Source organism: Veillonella rogosae JCM 15642 (assembly GCF_002959775.1).
GTDB classification, from domain to species: Bacteria; Bacillota; Negativicutes; order Veillonellales; family Veillonellaceae; genus Veillonella; species Veillonella rogosae.
The window spans coordinates 216,907-233,689 of sequence record NZ_PPCX01000002.1; the positions used below are offsets into that span (position 1 = coordinate 216,907).

The 16,783-nt window shown below is 35.9% G+C and carries 21 protein-coding genes; all 21 read left to right on the forward strand.

What is annotated here, in order from left to right; genetic code table 11:
- Positions 1-45: 45 nt before the first annotated feature.
- Positions 46-624 carry a bifunctional adenosylcobinamide kinase/adenosylcobinamide-phosphate guanylyltransferase gene (cobU, locus tag VRHSUH09_RS01310; protein WP_105081153.1) on the forward strand — a complete coding sequence of 193 codons (579 nt, stop codon included), beginning with the start codon at positions 46-48 and terminating at the stop codon, positions 622-624.
- Entirely contained in the window at positions 617-2,134 is a 1,518-nt protein-coding gene (locus tag VRHSUH09_RS01315) for a cobyric acid synthase (RefSeq protein ID WP_105081154.1), read from the forward strand. Before cobU ends, VRHSUH09_RS01315 begins: the two co-directional genes overlap by 8 nt.
- A gap of 12 nt (positions 2,135-2,146) precedes the next feature.
- Positions 2,147-3,139 (forward strand): adenosylcobinamide-phosphate synthase CbiB, encoded by a 993-nt coding sequence (gene cbiB, locus VRHSUH09_RS01320; protein WP_054747494.1) that lies wholly within the window; start codon positions 2,147-2,149, stop codon positions 3,137-3,139.
- The gene (gene cobS / locus VRHSUH09_RS01325; RefSeq protein WP_105081155.1) at positions 3,139-4,032 is read left to right on the forward strand and encodes an adenosylcobinamide-GDP ribazoletransferase; all 894 of its coding nucleotides are present in this window, start codon (positions 3,139-3,141) and stop codon (positions 4,030-4,032) included. Before cbiB ends, cobS begins: the two co-directional genes overlap by 1 nt.
- Positions 4,033-4,112: 80 nt before the next feature.
- Positions 4,113-4,997: a GHMP family kinase ATP-binding protein gene (locus tag VRHSUH09_RS01330; protein WP_105081156.1), complete on the forward strand. Its 885-nt coding sequence runs from the start codon at positions 4,113-4,115 to the stop codon at positions 4,995-4,997.
- Positions 4,998-5,021: 24 nt separating this feature from the next.
- Positions 5,022-6,152, forward strand: a complete 1,131-nt coding sequence (locus tag VRHSUH09_RS01335) for a pyridoxal phosphate-dependent aminotransferase (RefSeq protein ID WP_105081157.1) — start codon at positions 5,022-5,024, stop codon at positions 6,150-6,152.
- A 7-nt stretch (positions 6,153-6,159) separates the two neighbouring features.
- Positions 6,160-6,798, forward strand: coding sequence for an alpha-ribazole phosphatase (cobC, locus tag VRHSUH09_RS01340; RefSeq protein ID WP_105081158.1), 639 nt, complete (start codon positions 6,160-6,162; stop codon positions 6,796-6,798).
- A complete protein-coding gene (locus VRHSUH09_RS01345; RefSeq protein WP_054747486.1) occupies positions 6,798-7,496 on the forward strand; it encodes a pseudouridine synthase in 699 nt (232 codons plus the stop codon). The genes cobC and VRHSUH09_RS01345 overlap by 1 nt, the downstream gene beginning before the upstream one ends.
- A 70-nt stretch (positions 7,497-7,566) precedes the next feature.
- Positions 7,567-8,640, forward strand: a complete 1,074-nt coding sequence (locus tag VRHSUH09_RS01350; RefSeq protein ID WP_054747484.1) for a M24 family metallopeptidase — start codon at positions 7,567-7,569, stop codon at positions 8,638-8,640.
- Between the two features lie 15 nt (positions 8,641-8,655).
- Complete coding sequence (efp, locus tag VRHSUH09_RS01355; RefSeq protein ID WP_009352604.1) at positions 8,656-9,213, forward strand: elongation factor P; 558 nt, start codon at positions 8,656-8,658, stop codon at positions 9,211-9,213.
- A 134-nt stretch (positions 9,214-9,347) separates the two neighbouring features.
- Entirely contained in the window at positions 9,348-9,728 is a 381-nt protein-coding gene (locus VRHSUH09_RS01360; RefSeq protein WP_054747481.1) for an Asp23/Gls24 family envelope stress response protein, read from the forward strand.
- 11 nt (positions 9,729-9,739) lie between these two features.
- Complete coding sequence (locus VRHSUH09_RS01365; RefSeq protein WP_009352553.1) at positions 9,740-10,135, forward strand: Asp23/Gls24 family envelope stress response protein; 396 nt, start codon at positions 9,740-9,742, stop codon at positions 10,133-10,135.
- Entirely contained in the window at positions 10,125-10,529 is a 405-nt protein-coding gene (gene nusB, locus VRHSUH09_RS01370; protein ID WP_054747479.1) for a transcription antitermination factor NusB, read from the forward strand. The genes VRHSUH09_RS01365 and nusB overlap by 11 nt, the downstream gene beginning before the upstream one ends.
- Positions 10,529-11,488 carry a Kae1-like domain-containing protein gene (locus VRHSUH09_RS01375; protein ID WP_054747476.1) on the forward strand — a complete coding sequence of 320 codons (960 nt, stop codon included), beginning with the start codon at positions 10,529-10,531 and terminating at the stop codon, positions 11,486-11,488. The genes nusB and VRHSUH09_RS01375 overlap by 1 nt, the downstream gene beginning before the upstream one ends.
- Entirely contained in the window at positions 11,485-12,708 is a 1,224-nt protein-coding gene (gene xseA / locus VRHSUH09_RS01380; RefSeq protein ID WP_054747474.1) for an exodeoxyribonuclease VII large subunit, read from the forward strand. The genes VRHSUH09_RS01375 and xseA overlap by 4 nt, the downstream gene beginning before the upstream one ends.
- Positions 12,683-12,889 carry an exodeoxyribonuclease VII small subunit gene (gene xseB, locus VRHSUH09_RS01385; RefSeq protein WP_009352545.1) on the forward strand — a complete coding sequence of 69 codons (207 nt, stop codon included), beginning with the start codon at positions 12,683-12,685 and terminating at the stop codon, positions 12,887-12,889. The genes xseA and xseB overlap by 26 nt, the downstream gene beginning before the upstream one ends.
- Positions 12,890-12,898: 9 nt before the next feature.
- Positions 12,899-13,777 carry a polyprenyl synthetase family protein gene (locus VRHSUH09_RS01390; RefSeq protein WP_054747472.1) on the forward strand — a complete coding sequence of 293 codons (879 nt, stop codon included), beginning with the start codon at positions 12,899-12,901 and terminating at the stop codon, positions 13,775-13,777.
- A gap of 28 nt (positions 13,778-13,805) precedes the next feature.
- Entirely contained in the window at positions 13,806-14,285 is a 480-nt protein-coding gene (locus tag VRHSUH09_RS01395; protein WP_105081159.1) for a divergent PAP2 family protein, read from the forward strand.
- Positions 14,282-15,085, forward strand: a complete 804-nt coding sequence (locus VRHSUH09_RS01400) for a TlyA family RNA methyltransferase (protein WP_054747471.1) — start codon at positions 14,282-14,284, stop codon at positions 15,083-15,085. The genes VRHSUH09_RS01395 and VRHSUH09_RS01400 overlap by 4 nt, the downstream gene beginning before the upstream one ends.
- A 9-nt stretch (positions 15,086-15,094) precedes the next feature.
- The gene (locus VRHSUH09_RS01405) at positions 15,095-15,979 is read left to right on the forward strand and encodes an NAD(+)/NADH kinase (RefSeq protein WP_105081160.1); all 885 of its coding nucleotides are present in this window, start codon (positions 15,095-15,097) and stop codon (positions 15,977-15,979) included.
- Between the two features lie 24 nt (positions 15,980-16,003).
- Positions 16,004-16,579 carry a tRNA 5-(aminomethyl)-2-thiouridylate-methyltransferase MnmM gene (mnmM, locus tag VRHSUH09_RS01410; RefSeq protein ID WP_105081161.1) on the forward strand — a complete coding sequence of 192 codons (576 nt, stop codon included), beginning with the start codon at positions 16,004-16,006 and terminating at the stop codon, positions 16,577-16,579.
- Positions 16,580-16,783: the final 204 nt, after the last annotated feature.

A 16,783-nucleotide genomic window follows, 5' to 3' on the forward strand; every position in this document is an offset into this window, starting at 1 on the left:
TACTTATAATGATACTGAAATTATAAATTCTTGTATAGGTGCATTATGAAATCCCAAATTATATTGTGTTCTGGTGGAGCACGTAGTGGAAAAAGTGAATTTGCTGAGCGTTTAGCTCTTGCTACAGAAGGTCGAAAGGCGTATGTAGCAACAGGACAAGCTTTTGATGAAGAAATGATTGATCGTATAAAAAAACATCAAGAGCGACGTGGTGAGATATGGAATAATTTTGAAGTACCATTACATTTAGCTAAAGAATGGCAAAATATTAGCCAAACTGCTGATGTAATTCTTATAGATTGTTTGACTATGTTTACTACTAATCACATGATGGCCCATGGTTCTATACAAGGACAACAAGATGCCAATCAATTAGAGGCTACTGTTCTTACTGAATTAGAAACATTGCTGGCTTCTATAAAATCGTGTGAAGGTAAAACAGTTATATTCGTAACTAACGAAATTGGTTTAGGCATTGTGCCTGACAATAAACTTGCTAGATATTTTAGAGACATTGCTGGTCGAGTAAATCGTACTGTAGCAATGGCTGCAGATAAACTATTTTTAACAATTAGCGGTGTTACCATTGAATTAAAATCACAGGAGGTTCATATAAATGGCTAAGAAAATCATGTTCCAAGGGACAAGTTCTAATGTAGGTAAAAGTATTCTTTGTACTGCATTATGCCGTATCTTTTACAGAAAAGGTTTTAAAACGGTTCCTTTCAAAGCGCAAAATATGGCCCTCAATTCATACGTTACAAAATGGGGCGATGAAATTGGTCGTGCTCAAGTAGCACAAGCGGAAGCAGCAGGCATCGATCCAATTGTTCAAATGAATCCTGTTTTATTAAAACCAACAGGGAATCAATCATCTCAAGTTGTTTTAATGGGTAAACCAGTAGGCGTCTATAGTGCTAAAGAATACCATACAAAATACTCTTTAACTGCTCTTGATAAAGTAAAAGAATCTATCGATTTCTTAGATTCTAATTTCGATGTTATGGTTATCGAAGGTGCAGGTAGCCCTGCAGAAGTTAACCTTAAAGCTAATGATATTGTTAACATGCGCATTGCTAAAATGACGCAAGCTCCTGTATATTTAATTGCTGACATCGATCGTGGTGGCGCCATTGCTTCTATCGTAGGTACCTTAGAACTACTTGAGCCAGAAGAACGCGACCTCATTAAAGGTATTGTAATCAATAAATTCCGTGGGGATATTAAATTATTAGAACCAGCGCTTACTTTCATTGAAGAAAAAACAGGTAAAAAAGTGGTAGGTGTTATTCCTGCTATTGAAAATCTTGATATTGATGAAGAAGATTCTGTGGCATTAGAAAATAAACGCAATAGTGGCTCTAAAGAAATTCAAGTTGTAGTCATGCAAACACCTAAAATTTCCAATTTTACAGACTTCGATGCTCTTAATTACGAACCAGATGTATCTGTTCGATTTGTAGGCCCTGGAGATGTTATTGGTAAACCTGATTTAATTATTCTACCAGGTTCTAAAAATACATTGGCAGATTTAACGTATTTACGCGAGACAGGTTTTGCTGAGGAAATAAAAAAATTGGCTGCTCAAGGAACTCCAGTCATTGGTGTTTGTGGAGGCAACCAAATGTTGGGTAAAACCATTTATGATCCGCATCATATGGAAGGGGATATTGAGGAGATAGAAGGACTAGGCCTTGTAGAATCTTCAACGACTATGAAGGATCAAAAAACGACGCATCAAGTACAATTTAATGTGTCTAATTTAAAATTCTTAAATGGTACTTTCACTGGTGAAAATTTAGTAGGCTATGAAATCCATATGGGCGATACTACACCATTAGTAGATTCAGTAACGCGTTGTTTTACCATTACAAGCCGTAGCGAAGAGGCTGTTAATGTTATCGATGGTTTTATCGATGGCAATCATCAAGTAATGGGCACATATATTCATGGTGTATTTGATAATGATGTGTTTAGACGATTTATTATCAATCAATTGCGTGAACGTAAGGGGTTAGAACCATTAGATGTAGTATTCCATTATTTTGACCATAAAAATGCAGCATATGATCGTTTAGCTGACATTGTGGAGGAACATTTAGATATGGATTATATTATGTCTACCTTGGGTTAGTAGGGGAGATATATGGAACATTTAGATATTTTGCACTGGTTTTCAAAGTATAGCTTTGTCTGTATACCTGTTTTAGCATTCTTACTAGATTTAATAATTGGTGATCCCAATAGTAAGTACCATCCAGTTGCCATAATTGGTCGCATTATATCCTTTTTCGAAGCTGTTCTTTATAAGGATACTGACAATGATACAAAAAAATTATGGTACGGTGGTATTGCTGTTGGTTTAATACTTGTATCAGTATATATTATAGTATCTCTAATATTATGGCTTGGTGCCGTTGTTAATGAGTGGGTGGCGTATGCTCTAGAGGTCATCATATTGTACATTGCAATTTCTCCAAGATCATTAGCTGGAGCAGGTTTTACTATTAGCCAACTCATCAAACAAGATAATATTGTAGAAGCTCGTCAAAAACTATCTTGGATTGTAGGCCGTGATACAGAAGATTTAGATGAAAGTGAAATTACTCGCGCTACAGTAGAAACAATTGCTGAAAATACTGTGGATGGTATTATTGCACCTTTATTCTTCTTTATCTTAGGTGGTCCTATGGGGGCTATTCTATATAGAACTGCCAATACTATGGACTCTATGTTAGGCTATAAAAATCAAAAGTACTTATATTTTGGCCGTGTCGCAGCTCGCTTTGATGATGCATTAAACTGGATTCCTGCACGCATTACCTTTATATTATTTGTTATTTCTGCGTTCTTTTTACGCTTTGATGCTAAAAAAACAGTACAAATTGGCTTGCGTGATGCAAAAAAACATCCTAGTCCAAATGGGGGCTATGCTGAAGCACCTGTTGCAGGAGCTTTGCATATCCGTTTAGGTGGTTACAATCAGTATTTCAAAAAAATGACCTTCCGTGAATATATGGGAGATCCTATTGAAAAACTAAATCGTAATCATATTACGCGAACAATTTATATGATGTATGTTACGACTATACTAATGGTTATCATTAGTACCGTTATTACCTATGGGATGAATGTATAATGACACCTTTTTTTATAGCATTACAATTTTTAACACGTTTAAAACTTGTAAACCAAACAGAGTGGACCATAGAAGACTTTGGTAAATCTGTTATAGCCTTTCCTTATGTAGGCCTTATTATTGGCCTCATTTTAGCATTACTCTATGGCGTATTATCTCCATTTATTCCTATCATGCCGTTGATGTTGATCATCGTTGTATCCGAGTTTTTACTGACCGGTGGTCTTCATGCGGATGGGCTGATGGATACTAGTGATGGTTTGTTTTCTGGTCGTGAAAGAGAACGAAAACTAGAAATCATGAAAGATAGCCGCGTAGGTTCTTTTGGGGTTGTAGCCTTCGTATTTGTCACTCTTTTAAAATGGCAATTATTAGCTGCTATTCCTACTGCTGAATTTATTCCTATGGCACTTATTATGATGCCTTTAATGAGTCGTTGGTCTATGGTATTTAGCATTCGTTCCTATCCTTACGCTAGAGAACAAGGAATGGGGGCAGCATTTGCTAATTTAGCACCTAAACATGTTATATCCTACAATACCATTTCTACATTCTTTATGCCTATTGTATTACTATTAATTGGCATTTTATTATACACCTTGTTATACGGTGCTTTTGCAATTTTTGCCGTTCCTGATGTAGGGTATGTTGTAGGTTTAGGCGTATTAGTATATGCCACAATAGGAGTTTTCCAAATCAATATTATTAGTATGATAATTACTTATATTATAAACCGTTTCTTAAACCGTTATATTGTAAAAGAATTAGGTGGCACTACTGGTGATACATATGGATTTGTTGTAGAGGTAACTGAAGTATTATTGATTTTAGTATACCTTATTATTCTATCCATATTATCTGCTACAGTTGTGGCAAATCCAACTATGTTCTAATTGGCTTATAATTTTATCTAGTTATTTACCAATAAGAGTTATTTAATACTTCATTTAGTTTAATGTGAAAGGAGTTTAATGTGACCTATTATGTAAGAGCCCCAGGAACATGTGGGGAATTTCTACAAGGTTCTATTGATGGACAATCATTTTTAGTCACATGTCCTATCAATCGATACTCCTACGCATTAAGTAATGTAGTGCATCCCTTTTCACAAACTTATTGTGCGCTACAACCTAAGTCAGCTCAAGCTAGAAAGCTAGTCAAACAATTAGTAAATTCTAAAAAAAATACTAGTATATGTCCTCCTGTATATGTTCGGTCTGATATTATACAGGGGAAGGGCATGGCATCTAGTTCAGCTGATATTTCTGTAACGGCTATGGCTACCGCTTTAGCAATGGATTACGAATTATCATTTAAAGAGCTAGAACAAATCTGTTTGTCTGTAGAGCCTACAGATGCTTCTTTTTATCAAGGTGTTACGCAGTTTGATTATATTAAGGGAACCATATCTCAACCGCTAGGTATGTGTCCTCCATTAAAAATACTCGTATTTGATGAAGGTGGCAGTATTGATACTGTAAGCTTTAATAAACAAGTGGATTTACAAAATAAAATATTAGAAAAAGAATCGATTATACGAGAGTCTCTAGAGTTATTTAAACATGGGCTTATTACTCATGATATTAAGCTCATAGGCCAAGCGGCTACATTAAGTGCCTTTGGTAATCAAAGGATCTTGTATAAACCGAATTTATATGACTTTCACGATATAGGTAATTACTATAACAGTGTTGGTACAATCATTGCTCATAGCGGTACCATAATGGGATTATTATTTCCTGTTGATTATGGACGAATTGATGATTGTAAAAATGAAATTATACGTAAGTTGCCACAATTATCCTACGTAGACACAGTAGAAACTACAAATGAAGGATTAACTTATATTAAACGGTAACGTATTTTATAGAAAGAGAATAGAATGTCTAAAATACATGGGGGCAATATTTTTCAATTTGCCCATGAACAACGAATTGAACCGTACGAGGTTATTGATTTTAGTGCTAATATCAATCCACTAGGTCCTAGTCAACGAGGTTTGTCTTCATTAGAGGCTCAATTACGTTATATTTCACATTATCCAGATGCTACCAATGATGATGTGTTAAATGCCATTGCAGATACCTATGGTATGAATAAACATCAAATTACAGTTGGTAATGGGGCGGCAGAGCTATTATATGCTATATGCCGTTTACCTGGGTATACAGGTGCTTTTGTACCAGCGCCAGGCTTCTCCGAATATAAAGAGGCATTAGAGGCTAGTCGAATTGCTGTGCGCGATATTTATTATCGACCACGAGAGGATGACAATGGAAAACCATATTTTGAGGTTCCTTATTTAGCGCTCGAAACCTTTGCCGCTGAACTAAAAGGGCAAGATGGTCGTATCATCGTATTTTTAGGGAATCCAAATAACCCAGATGGTACATTACTTGATAAAAATCACATCCGCACTGTTGCAAGTATGCTTAAAGATGCTAATAGCTTACTTGTTATTGATGAGTCCTTTATCGACTTTGTGGGAAATGATACATTACAAGATAATGAATACTCTATGCGTTCCTTAATAAATGAATTCGATAATATCATCGTCGTTCATTCCTTTACAAAATTTTATGCTGTTCCAGGTCTACGAATTGGAGCTGCCTTCAGCAATCCTCAAATCATTGACCAATTAAATAAATTTATTCCGACATGGTCTGTTAATACATTAGCCCAAGCATATACAGAATCTGCTTTAAACGATATAGAGTATGTAAAGCGTACAAAACAAGTATTGTGCGAAGAACAACACTACATGTATAACGCATTAGATGCTATAGCAGGTATTACTGTTTATCCGCCTTCAGCTAACTTTATTTTGTTCCATATCGAACAAGAGGGAGTGACGGCAGATACAATTAATGAAGCTCTAAAGAAACATAACATAATTGTTCGCAATTGTGATTCCTATATGGGCTTAAGTAATCAATGGGTTCGCATTGCTATTAAAGACCATGATAATAATGTTAGATTAGTTGATACACTAACAGAAATTTTGAAAGTATAGGTAGATCATGAAGACATTATATATTGTGCGCCACGGTGAAACAGATTGGAATAAAATGGGGAAATACCAAGGTATTACCGATGTTCCACTCAATGAAAATGGTTTAAACCAAGCAAAAGCATGTGGTCAAGCACTTAAAGATGTAAAATTTGATCGTATATTATCTAGTGATTTAAGTCGTGCTTTAGTTACTGCCGAAGCTATTCGTGGTGATCGTACAACACCGATTACTGTAGATGAACGTTTACGAGAGCTAAATTTTGGTGATTGGGAGGCTATGCTATTCTCTGATATTGAAGCTCGTTGGCCTGGTTTAATCGATGAAATGTATTTGAGGCCTCATCTAGTTAAGGTACCTAATGGTGAAAGCTTTAAAGATTTACAAGATCGTGCGTGGGCAGGCCTAGAGGAATTTATTAATGCTAATGATGAGGAAGAAACACTTCTCATTGCTTGTCATGGTGGTACAATACGAACATTACTATGTAAATTATTAGATATCTCTATTAGTCACTGTTGGAACTTTAGTCAAGGCAACACGGCTATCAATCGTATTTTCTACAATGGAATGGGCGAATTTGATCATAATGTTTTGAATTTGCTTAACGATACTGCTCATGTAGATGTATTACAAGGACATGAATAATGCGACTCGATAAATTATTAGCTAATAAAGCATTTGGTAGTCGGAAAGAAGTTCATCAAATTATAAAGGATAGAAGAGTTACTATTAACGGTGAGATTACTACAAAAAAAGATATTCATATCGATATCGACATTGATACAGTAGCCGTAGACGGTCAAACTGTTAATACCACACAACTATATTACGTTAAATTTCACAAACCTAAGGGCTATGTTACGGCTGTAGAAGATTCTACTCATCCCGTCGTTATGGATTTATTGCCGCCTGAGTATTTAAAAATGGGCGTAGTTCCCGTTGGACGATTAGATAAAGATACAGAAGGCCTTTTACTACTTACGAATGATGGAGTATGGGGACACTCAATCATCAACGGTCATAAGCATGTACCTAAAGTTTACTACGTAGAATTTGAAGGAGAACTCTCTGAGGAGGGCATCCAGCGCATCAAAGAGGGTATTGTATTAGGTGATGGAACTCAATGTAAACCGGCTTTAATTGAATTATTATCAGATCAATCGGCCACCATTACTATTGAAGAAGGCAAATATCATCAGGTAAAACGCATGATAGGTGCTGCTGGTGGTACCGTATCGTATTTAAAGCGTCTTACTATAGGCCATGTAGATTTAAATGGTATCGAAGAAGTTGGCTCTGTAATGGACTTGACTATTGATGACGTAGAGGGCTTTAAAAAATAGCATAAAATTCTATTCAATATAGGCATTTTATGGTAAGATTAATTGTAATTTATAGACTAGGAGCACGATTATGAATGGATTAAATCTGCTACAACAGTATATTAAAGAGCAAGAATTAACAGGCGTTATTTTGTTAAGCCCTATAAATTTACATTATTTTGCTGGTTTTACTGGTACTACAGGCTTTGCTATTATTACAGAAGATAAAGCTTTTATGATTACCGACTTCAGATATACTGAACAAGCTACAAAACAATGTGAAGGGTATACGGTTATTCAATATGAAACAACTGTTATGGATACTCTTGTAGATATATTCAATGAACATCATATTCACGAAGGTTTATTCGCTATAGAGGGCAAACAAATGCCTGTAGATACGTATGAATCTTTATGTGATACATTAGATGAAAACTTTGACTTTACATCTGTTAATTTCGCCAAACTTCGAGCAGTAAAGCGAGAGGATGAATTAGAGTTATTACGCATCGCGGCTAATATTGGTGATGAATCTTTTGCTGCATTGTTACCACAACTTAAAGTGGGAATGACGGAAAATGAAATCCGTATTATTTTAGAAACAGAAATGTTAAAACGTGGTTCTGAGGAGCCTTCCTTTGCCACAATTATTGCTTCAGGTAGTCGTTCTAGTATGCCTCATGGTGTGGCTAGTGATAAGGTTATCGAAGCAGGCGATTTTGTAACCATCGATTTTGGTTCTGTTTACAAAGGTTATCATTCTGATATGACAAGAACCATTGTAATGGGCCCTGCCTCTGACTTACAAAAGAAATTGTATAGTATAGTTTTAGAAGCACAAAAGCGCGGCGTTGCTGCTGTTCGAGCTGGTATTACTGGTAAAGAATTAGACGCAATTTGTCGTGATTATATTAAAGAGCATGGATATACCAAGGAATTTAATCACGGTACTGGTCATGGGTTAGGCCTTGAAATTCACGAAGAACCAGTAGCCAATACTAAATCCGATACGGTATTTACAGAAAATATGATCATCACGGTGGAACCAGGTATTTATATTACCGGTACTATCGGATTGAGAATAGAGGATAGTGTCATCGTCAAATCTGACGGCTATGAGGTGTTGACACATAGTCCAAAAGAGTTAATTGAAATAAGTATTTAGAAGGAGAAGAGTTAGATGATTTCCAGTAATGATTTTCGCCCAGGTGTAACCGTTGAAATCGACGGTAATGTATGGCAAGTAGTAGATTTCCAACACGTTAAACCAGGTAAAGGTGCTGCATTCGTACGTACTAAAATGAAAAACTTGCAAACTGGTTCTGTAGTAGAGCGTACATTCAATGCAGGTGAAAAAGTGCCTAAAGCACATGTTGATCGTCGTCGTATGCAATACTTATATGAGTCTGATGGCGCTTATACATTCATGGACAACGAAACTTATGATCAAGTTGAACTTACCCTTGAACAATTAGGCGAAGCTAAAAACTTCCTTCTTGAAAATATGGAAGTATCCATTATGTTCTTCCAAGGTATCGTAATCGGTCTTGACTTGCCTGTAGCTGTAGAGCTTCGCGTAGTTGAAACAGATCCTGGTATCCGTGGCGATACTGCAACTGGTGGCAACAAACCAGCTGTATTAGAAACAGGCTACACTGTAAAAGTACCTCTCTTCATTGAAGTTGACGATGTACTTCGTATTGATACTCGTACAGGTCAATACATCGAACGTGCCTAATACTCATTGATATGTATTGGGACTAGATCTTTTCATGGAATCTTATTCCCATATATCGTAACATTTGCACTGTAAGCACTTGTCGTCTATGTAATTATATATAGGGACAAGTGCTTTTTTTGAAAGAGGCCAGTATGACGAAAAAAAATACTGAACTAGAGTCGGGTAAAATTAAGATTAATGAAGATGTATATGCAACAATTGCTACAATTGCAGCACTTGAAACAAAGGGTATACATCACATGAGCTCCACCTTTAACGATGGAGTTAATACCTTTTTTAGACTTAAGTCTGATCATGAAGGTGTAAAGATTTCCTTTAACGATGAAGGGGCTATTTCAGTTACACTCTATGTCTGCATTCAATATGGATACCGTATTCCTGACGTGGTTTTACGACTACAAGAACGAATTAATACAGCCTTAGTATCTTACACAGAAATTGAGGTTCAAACTATTGATGTAGTTGTACAAGATATCATTTTTGATGATTTAGTTACGCCACAACTACCATAGGAGGTGTCTATATGAGTTCAGACAATCAATTAAATTATGGCTTAGATACGGATACTATTGATATTGCTGATTCTGTCATCATTGATGTGGCAACTAAAACTTTGAGTACTATTCCTGGTATTCATTCTTTAAGCCCACGCTTTTACGATGAGTTAGTAGAAGGTATTACTCATGCTTTTGGACAACGCAGCTTACCGGGTATTAACGTAAAACATCGTAAAGGTTTTATTGAAATAAATATTTATATTAAAGCATTGTACGGATATAATCTCATTGAATTATCTAAACAATTACAATCAGAAATCAAACAAACCTTAAAAAATATGCTTGACCTAGATCATGTAAAGGTTGATGTGCATATTGAAGGTATTGTAAAAGAAAAGGAGCCAGTTTTACATGGTAACTAAGCGAAATCGACGAGAAGCACGTCAATACGCATTCCAAATGTTATATGCTAATGAATTTCATAGTAATAAAAATGATGTTCAATTTCCTGAAGGTCATATTCAAAAAGCTATGGATAAAGCATATGCCAATAGTATTATTCAAGGTGTAATAGCAACAGCTGAGAAAATAGATGCAGATTTACAACCATTCTGTAAATCTCGTAAAGTAGCAAATCTTGATAAAGTTGATCGCGCTATTTTACGTATTGCTGTATGGGAAATGACTAACGAAGTAGAACCATTAGAACCATCTATTGCCATTAATGAAGCCATTCAACTAGCAAAAGAATTTGGCTCTGATGCTTCTTATAAATTAATTAATGCAATCTTAGATGCATATAACAAGAGTAGATAATGAAACGATATTACTTAGGCATTGATACCAGTTGCTATACCACTAGTTGTGCCATTATAGATAGTGACTTTCACATCGTAGGAGAGGCACGTAAACTATTAGAGGTTAAACCTGGTGAGCGAGGACTACAACAATCAAATATGGTCTTTCAGCATACAAAGGCATTGCCTAAGCTAATGTTAGAGCTACCTCAAGTACCAATTAGCGGTATCGGTGTTAGTGGCTTTCCACGACGTGAGGAAAATTCTTATATGCCCGCCTTTATGGTTGGTTTAGGCCAAGGGAAAACCTTGAGTCATATTTTAAATGTGCCTTTACATATCTTTGCGCATCAAGAAAATCATATTTTAGCAGCACTGAGAGATTTAAAACATATTCCGACTGAGCCATTTTTGGCCTTACATTTATCAGGTGGTACTACAGAGTTAGTCTATTGCCATTATCAAGGTGAAGGAATTTTTGAATCTCATATCATTGGCGGTTCTAAAGATTTGCAAGGCGGTCAATATGTTGATCGCATCGGTGTCGCTATGGGTTTACCATTCCCTGCAGGCAAACATCTAGAGTCATTAGCATTACAAACTACAGAGTATGAGCCACTACCATCATCTATGAAAGATGGATGGATTAGTTTTGCCGGTCCTTGCAGTGCAGCTATGCGACGTATAAATGAAACCATGAGTGATATGGATAAATCAAATTTAGCTAGAGCTGTATTTACTTCTATGGGAAATGCTTTAGAAAAAATGATTACCTATCATATTAAAGAAAAACCAGTTCATACACTTATCGCTGTAGGTGGTGTGATGAGCAATAGTTTACTTCGTAAGCGACTGGAAACCTATTGTAAACGGAATCGCATGACATTGCATGTGGCGCAGCCACAATATTCTGTTGATAATGCTACAGGCAATGCTTTTGGCGCTGCTTATTTACAAGAATCTAGAGGATCATCGTGAATGTATTAACCATTACACAATTGAACAATCTCATAAAGCGCACCCTAGATAGGGAATATCTACTAAAAAATGTTTATGTTAGCGGTACTATCATCAATGCTAAACGTCATAGTAGTGGACACATGTATTTTTCTTTGAAAGATGAGGAGTCTGCCATTGATGTAACTATGTGGTCTAGCACTGTTATGCAAAAAGGGTTGGCTAATGCCATTCAAAATGGTTTATTAGTAACTGTAAAAGCATCTGTTAATTTTTACAATAAAATGGGCCGGTTAAATCTCATTGCATCTGATATGCAAATAGGTTCTAAAAGCCCGTTGCAGCTTGAATTTGACGCTTTAAAACGAGAATTAACTGCTTTAGGATACTTTGATGATGGACACAAACAAAGTTTACCGCATATGGCGAGCTGCATTGGAATAGTCACGTCGCAATCTGGCGCCGTATTACATGATATTTTACATGTCAGCGAGCGACGTAACCCATTAGTTCAATTTAAATTATTCTCTGTTCCTGTACAAGGTAATACTGCGGGACCTATTATTGCCAAAGGTATTGCTACTGCTGATGCAGATCCTGATGTAGATCTTATTATTGTTGGTCGTGGTGGCGGGTCTATGGAGGACTTGTGGTGCTTCAATGATAGAGCAGTAGTAGAAGCTATTTATACGGCTAATACGCCAGTTATTTCCGCTGTAGGCCATGAAACTGATTACACCTTATGTGATTATGTGGCAGATGCACGTGGTGCTACGCCGAGTCATGCTGCAGAAATGGCGGTCTTGCCACTTACTACATTACAAGATCAGTTAACAGAAAAAGAAGAGTATTTACACGAATATATACGTTATACACTACAACAAAAACGAACAGATTTGACATTACTCTTTAATCGCAGACTCGGTATACCAGCACTTCAATTTTTACATAAGCAAAAATCATATTTACAAGAACTTACACAAACATTAACAAATATTACTAAAGAGAGATGTAATACTGAAAAGCATAGTTTAGCATTATTAGCCCAACAGTTAGAGTCTTTAAATCCATTACAAATGATGGTTAAGGGATTCGCCAAGGTAGAGCATAATAATGAACCTATAACTTCGGTGTCCCAATTGCAACCGAATGATGATATACGAGTTACATTAGCAGATGGTTATGTTACTGCCACGGTAAAGGAGGCGCACAAAGATGGCCGCATCACTAAAAAGTTATGAGAAAAAATATAAAGCCTTAGAAGATATTGTTAAGCAATTAGACGATGGTGATATGACTATCTCTGAACTCTTAAATCAATATAAAAAAGGGCTAACCTTAGTTAAGGAATGTGCGGAAATGCTTGATTCCGTTGAAGCTGAGGTACAACAAATTATCGAAGAAGTCCGCATCAGCGAATAAGGAGATTCTATGTTCAAAGAATATTTAGCGGCTAGCAAACAAAATATTGAACAATGGTTAGGTGAGGTATTAACTAGTCCAAATCAAGAATTTAAACCTCTGTATGAATCCATGAATTACAGCTTAATGCAAGGTGGTAAACGAATCCGACCAATCTTATCTAAAGCTGTATTAGAAATGCTTCATAAAGATCCTGCTGATTATAAAGAGTTTCTATGTGCAATGGAGTGTATCCATACGTATTCCTTAGTACATGATGATTTACCGGCCATGGATAATGATGATTATCGTAGAGGTAATTTAACAAATCATAAAGTTTATGGTGAAGGTTTAGCTATTTTAGCGGGCGATGGTTTATTAACGTATGCCTTTCAATTAATGACCGCTAATAATAAAGCCTCTGCTCAAGATAAACTCAATGCTATACAATGTGTGGCAATTGCTGCAGGCCCAGAAGGTATGGTCGGCGGTCAAGCCTTTGATATGCTTAGTGAAGATAAACACATTCCATTAGAAGAGTTAAAAGTTCTACATCGCGGTAAAACGGGCGCTTTATTTAATGCTTCTGTAGAGTTAGGTCTCATTTTAGGCAATGCAGATACTGTTACGCGAACAGCGTTAATGGAATATGCTAATTGTTTAGGATTGTTATTCCAAATTACTGATGATATTCTAGATGTAACAGGTACTATTGAAGAATTAGGAAAAACTCCTGGCAGTGATATTCGCCAACATAAATCTACTTATGTATCTTTACTTGGTTTAGAGGGCGCAAAAGAGCAAGCCTCTTCAGTAGGTGAACAAGCTCACAAAGCATTAAACTCCGTTTCTTATGATACATCTATCTTAGCAGCATTAATTGATTATCTTTTAAAACGTACGAATTAATATGTATTACCTCTAAAAGGTACAAAGAATGATTGATATATTACCACAAATAGCACATAACTACATAGCGCAAGCCGCATTTTGGGGCTGGTTTACTGCTCAAGCTATCAAATTTGTATGGCAACTGGTAAGACATGGTAAATTTCGTCCAGAACGCCTTGTAGGCTCTGGTGGATTTCCTAGTTCCCATACATCCTTTGTCATTGCTACTACTACGGCTATTTACCTTAAAAATGGTGTATCAGATCTCTTTATTTTGTCCTTAGTATTCTCTATAGTCGTTATGTATGATGCATCCGGTGTTCGATTAGAGGCAGGAAAACAAGCTCAAATACTTAATCAAATTGTGGAATATTTTACGAAGAAAAATATTCCTGTTCAAATAACGCGTAAAGAAGCGCTTAAAGAGTTATTAGGACATACCCCTGTGGAGGTATTTGGTGGTTTAATTCTAGGTATTCTCGTAGCCTATATTCAGTTTTATTATATTTATAATGGTGTACTATGAGCAGTAAAGAACGGTTAGATATACTCCTTGTCAATCGAGGACTTTTTGAAAGCAGAGAAAAAGCAAAAGCCGCTATCATGGCGGGACTTATCTTTATGGATACTACGCGCATTGATAAAGCAGGCACAAAAGTTCCTGTCGATGCTAATATCCTTGTAAAAGGCAATACCTTGCCGTATGTAAGTCGTGGTGGACTTAAATTAGAAAAAGCTATCCAAATATATCCTATCGATTTACAAGACGCTGTCATGGTTGATATAGGTGCTAGTACAGGCGGTTTTACTGACTGTGCATTACAAAATGGCGCATCTAAAGTGTTTGCCATTGATGTAGGATACAACCAATTAGCTTGGAAATTACGTCAAGATCCGCGTGTTATCAACATGGAAAAACAAAATATCCGTACTGTTACACCAGAGCAATTAGGTGAACTTGTAGATTTTATTTCTATTGATGTAGCCTTTATTTCATTAGACAAAGTTCTACCAGTTGCTACCACATTATTAAAAGATACGGGATCACTTGTTGCCTTAATTAAACCTCAATTTGAAGCGGGCAAAGAAAATGTTGGTAAGGGCGGTATAGTACGAGATAGTAACATTCACAAAGAAGTTTTACACCGAATACTACAAGTTGCTTATGACTGTGGATTGTATATCCATGGCTTAACCTTCTCACCCATCAAAGGAATGGAAGGAAATATTGAGTTCTTAGGTTATTTTAAAAAGTACGAAGAAGGAGCTTTAACTATTAACGATGAATTAATTGATGCAGTCGTTACTGAAGCTCATTCGTTATAGGAGATTACTATGCGTATCGGATTCTTCCCGAATATGGGGAAAAGCAACATTATGGCAGTTCTAAAAATGGCTGCTCATATTTGTAAAGAAGAAGGTATCGAAGTATTTTTGCCAGATGATCTCGAATCAGATGCACCTGCACGAGTACTTAAGATTCCAAAAACTCATATTATAAGCCGTCCAGAAATCTTTAAACAAATAGATATTGCATTTAGTTTTGGTGGAGATGGTACAATCATTCATTTAGCCCGACAAATCTATCCGTATAATGTACCAGTGTGCGGTATTAACTTAGGTGAACTAGGATTCTTAAATCAAATAGAAATTCACCAAATGCAAAGTCATATAAAACGTATAGTTCAAGGTGAGTACAAAATAGAAAAGCGCGGTCACTTATATGCTTATATTGACCGTAATGATGGGAATGAAGAGGAGTTAGTACCAATTATTAATGAAATTGTTATCACTCGTGCAGAACCAGCAAAAATGGCACGAATTCATATGTCTGTTAATAATCAACATACTCAAATGTATCCATCTGATGGTTTAATCATTTCTTCTGCTACAGGTTCTACGGGATATAATTTATCTGCTGGGGGACCTATTATGAAACCAGATAATAGATCTATCATAGTTACACCAGTAGCACCGCATCTAATCCAAGGTGTATCTCTAGTATTAGAGGAGCATGATACGATTCAAATTACAATGCCTGAGCGAGAACCACAATTACACATTTGTATTGATGGTACTTTTGACTATACTTTTACAAATAAAGAAACCTTACATATAAGTTCCAATCCTGTTTACTGCTTATTTGTACGATTCAAAGATCAATGTTTCTTTGGTACATTATTTAAAAAATTAGCGTCTCGTAGAGACGAATTGTTATAACCAAATCTCAAGTGGGGTGGTTTCGTGATTAACATTAACAATGCTGTTCAATTTCAACATTTAATCTGGGATCGGTCAATGAAAAAAGCCAAAGTAGTAGTTGATGCTACATGTGGTAATGGACATGATTTATTGTACTTAGCAAAGCGTGCACAAAAAGGATGTCATTTATTTGGCATCGATATCCAAATGAAAGCCATCAATAGTAGTAAAGAACTACTAAAGACTAATGATATTGCACCTGATGTAAGTCTAACCTTTATTCATGATTCCCATGATCTAGCCTTAGCTCATCAATTAAAAGATGAAGTTATCGATTTAATGATTTTCAACTTAGGTTATTTGCCTGGTAGTAATCATAAAGTTATAACTAAACCGCATCAAACTATAGATGCCATAGATAAGGGGTTACATAAGTTATCTAAATCAGGAGTTATCACAATTGTTGCTTACCCTGGAACTTCTGAAGGGAAGGAAGAAATGCAGTCTCTTACATCATATTTATCAGATTTAGAACAGAAATTGTATAATGTATGTCATTGGCATCCAATGAACCAAATTAATAACCCACCAGAGTTGTTTATATTACAAAAACGATAAAAAGCTATATATCTTTATTCATTATGAATAAAACTCATAATCAACATGTAAAAGCCCCTTTATAGGGGCTTTTATTTATACATGTATATTTTTCTACTTTTAAATTATTAATTCCCTATAAATAGATGAACCTTATAGGTTAAGCGTTTGCACGTTATCAGTATATAGAAAATTAACAATATTTTAAATATTAGTATAATATGC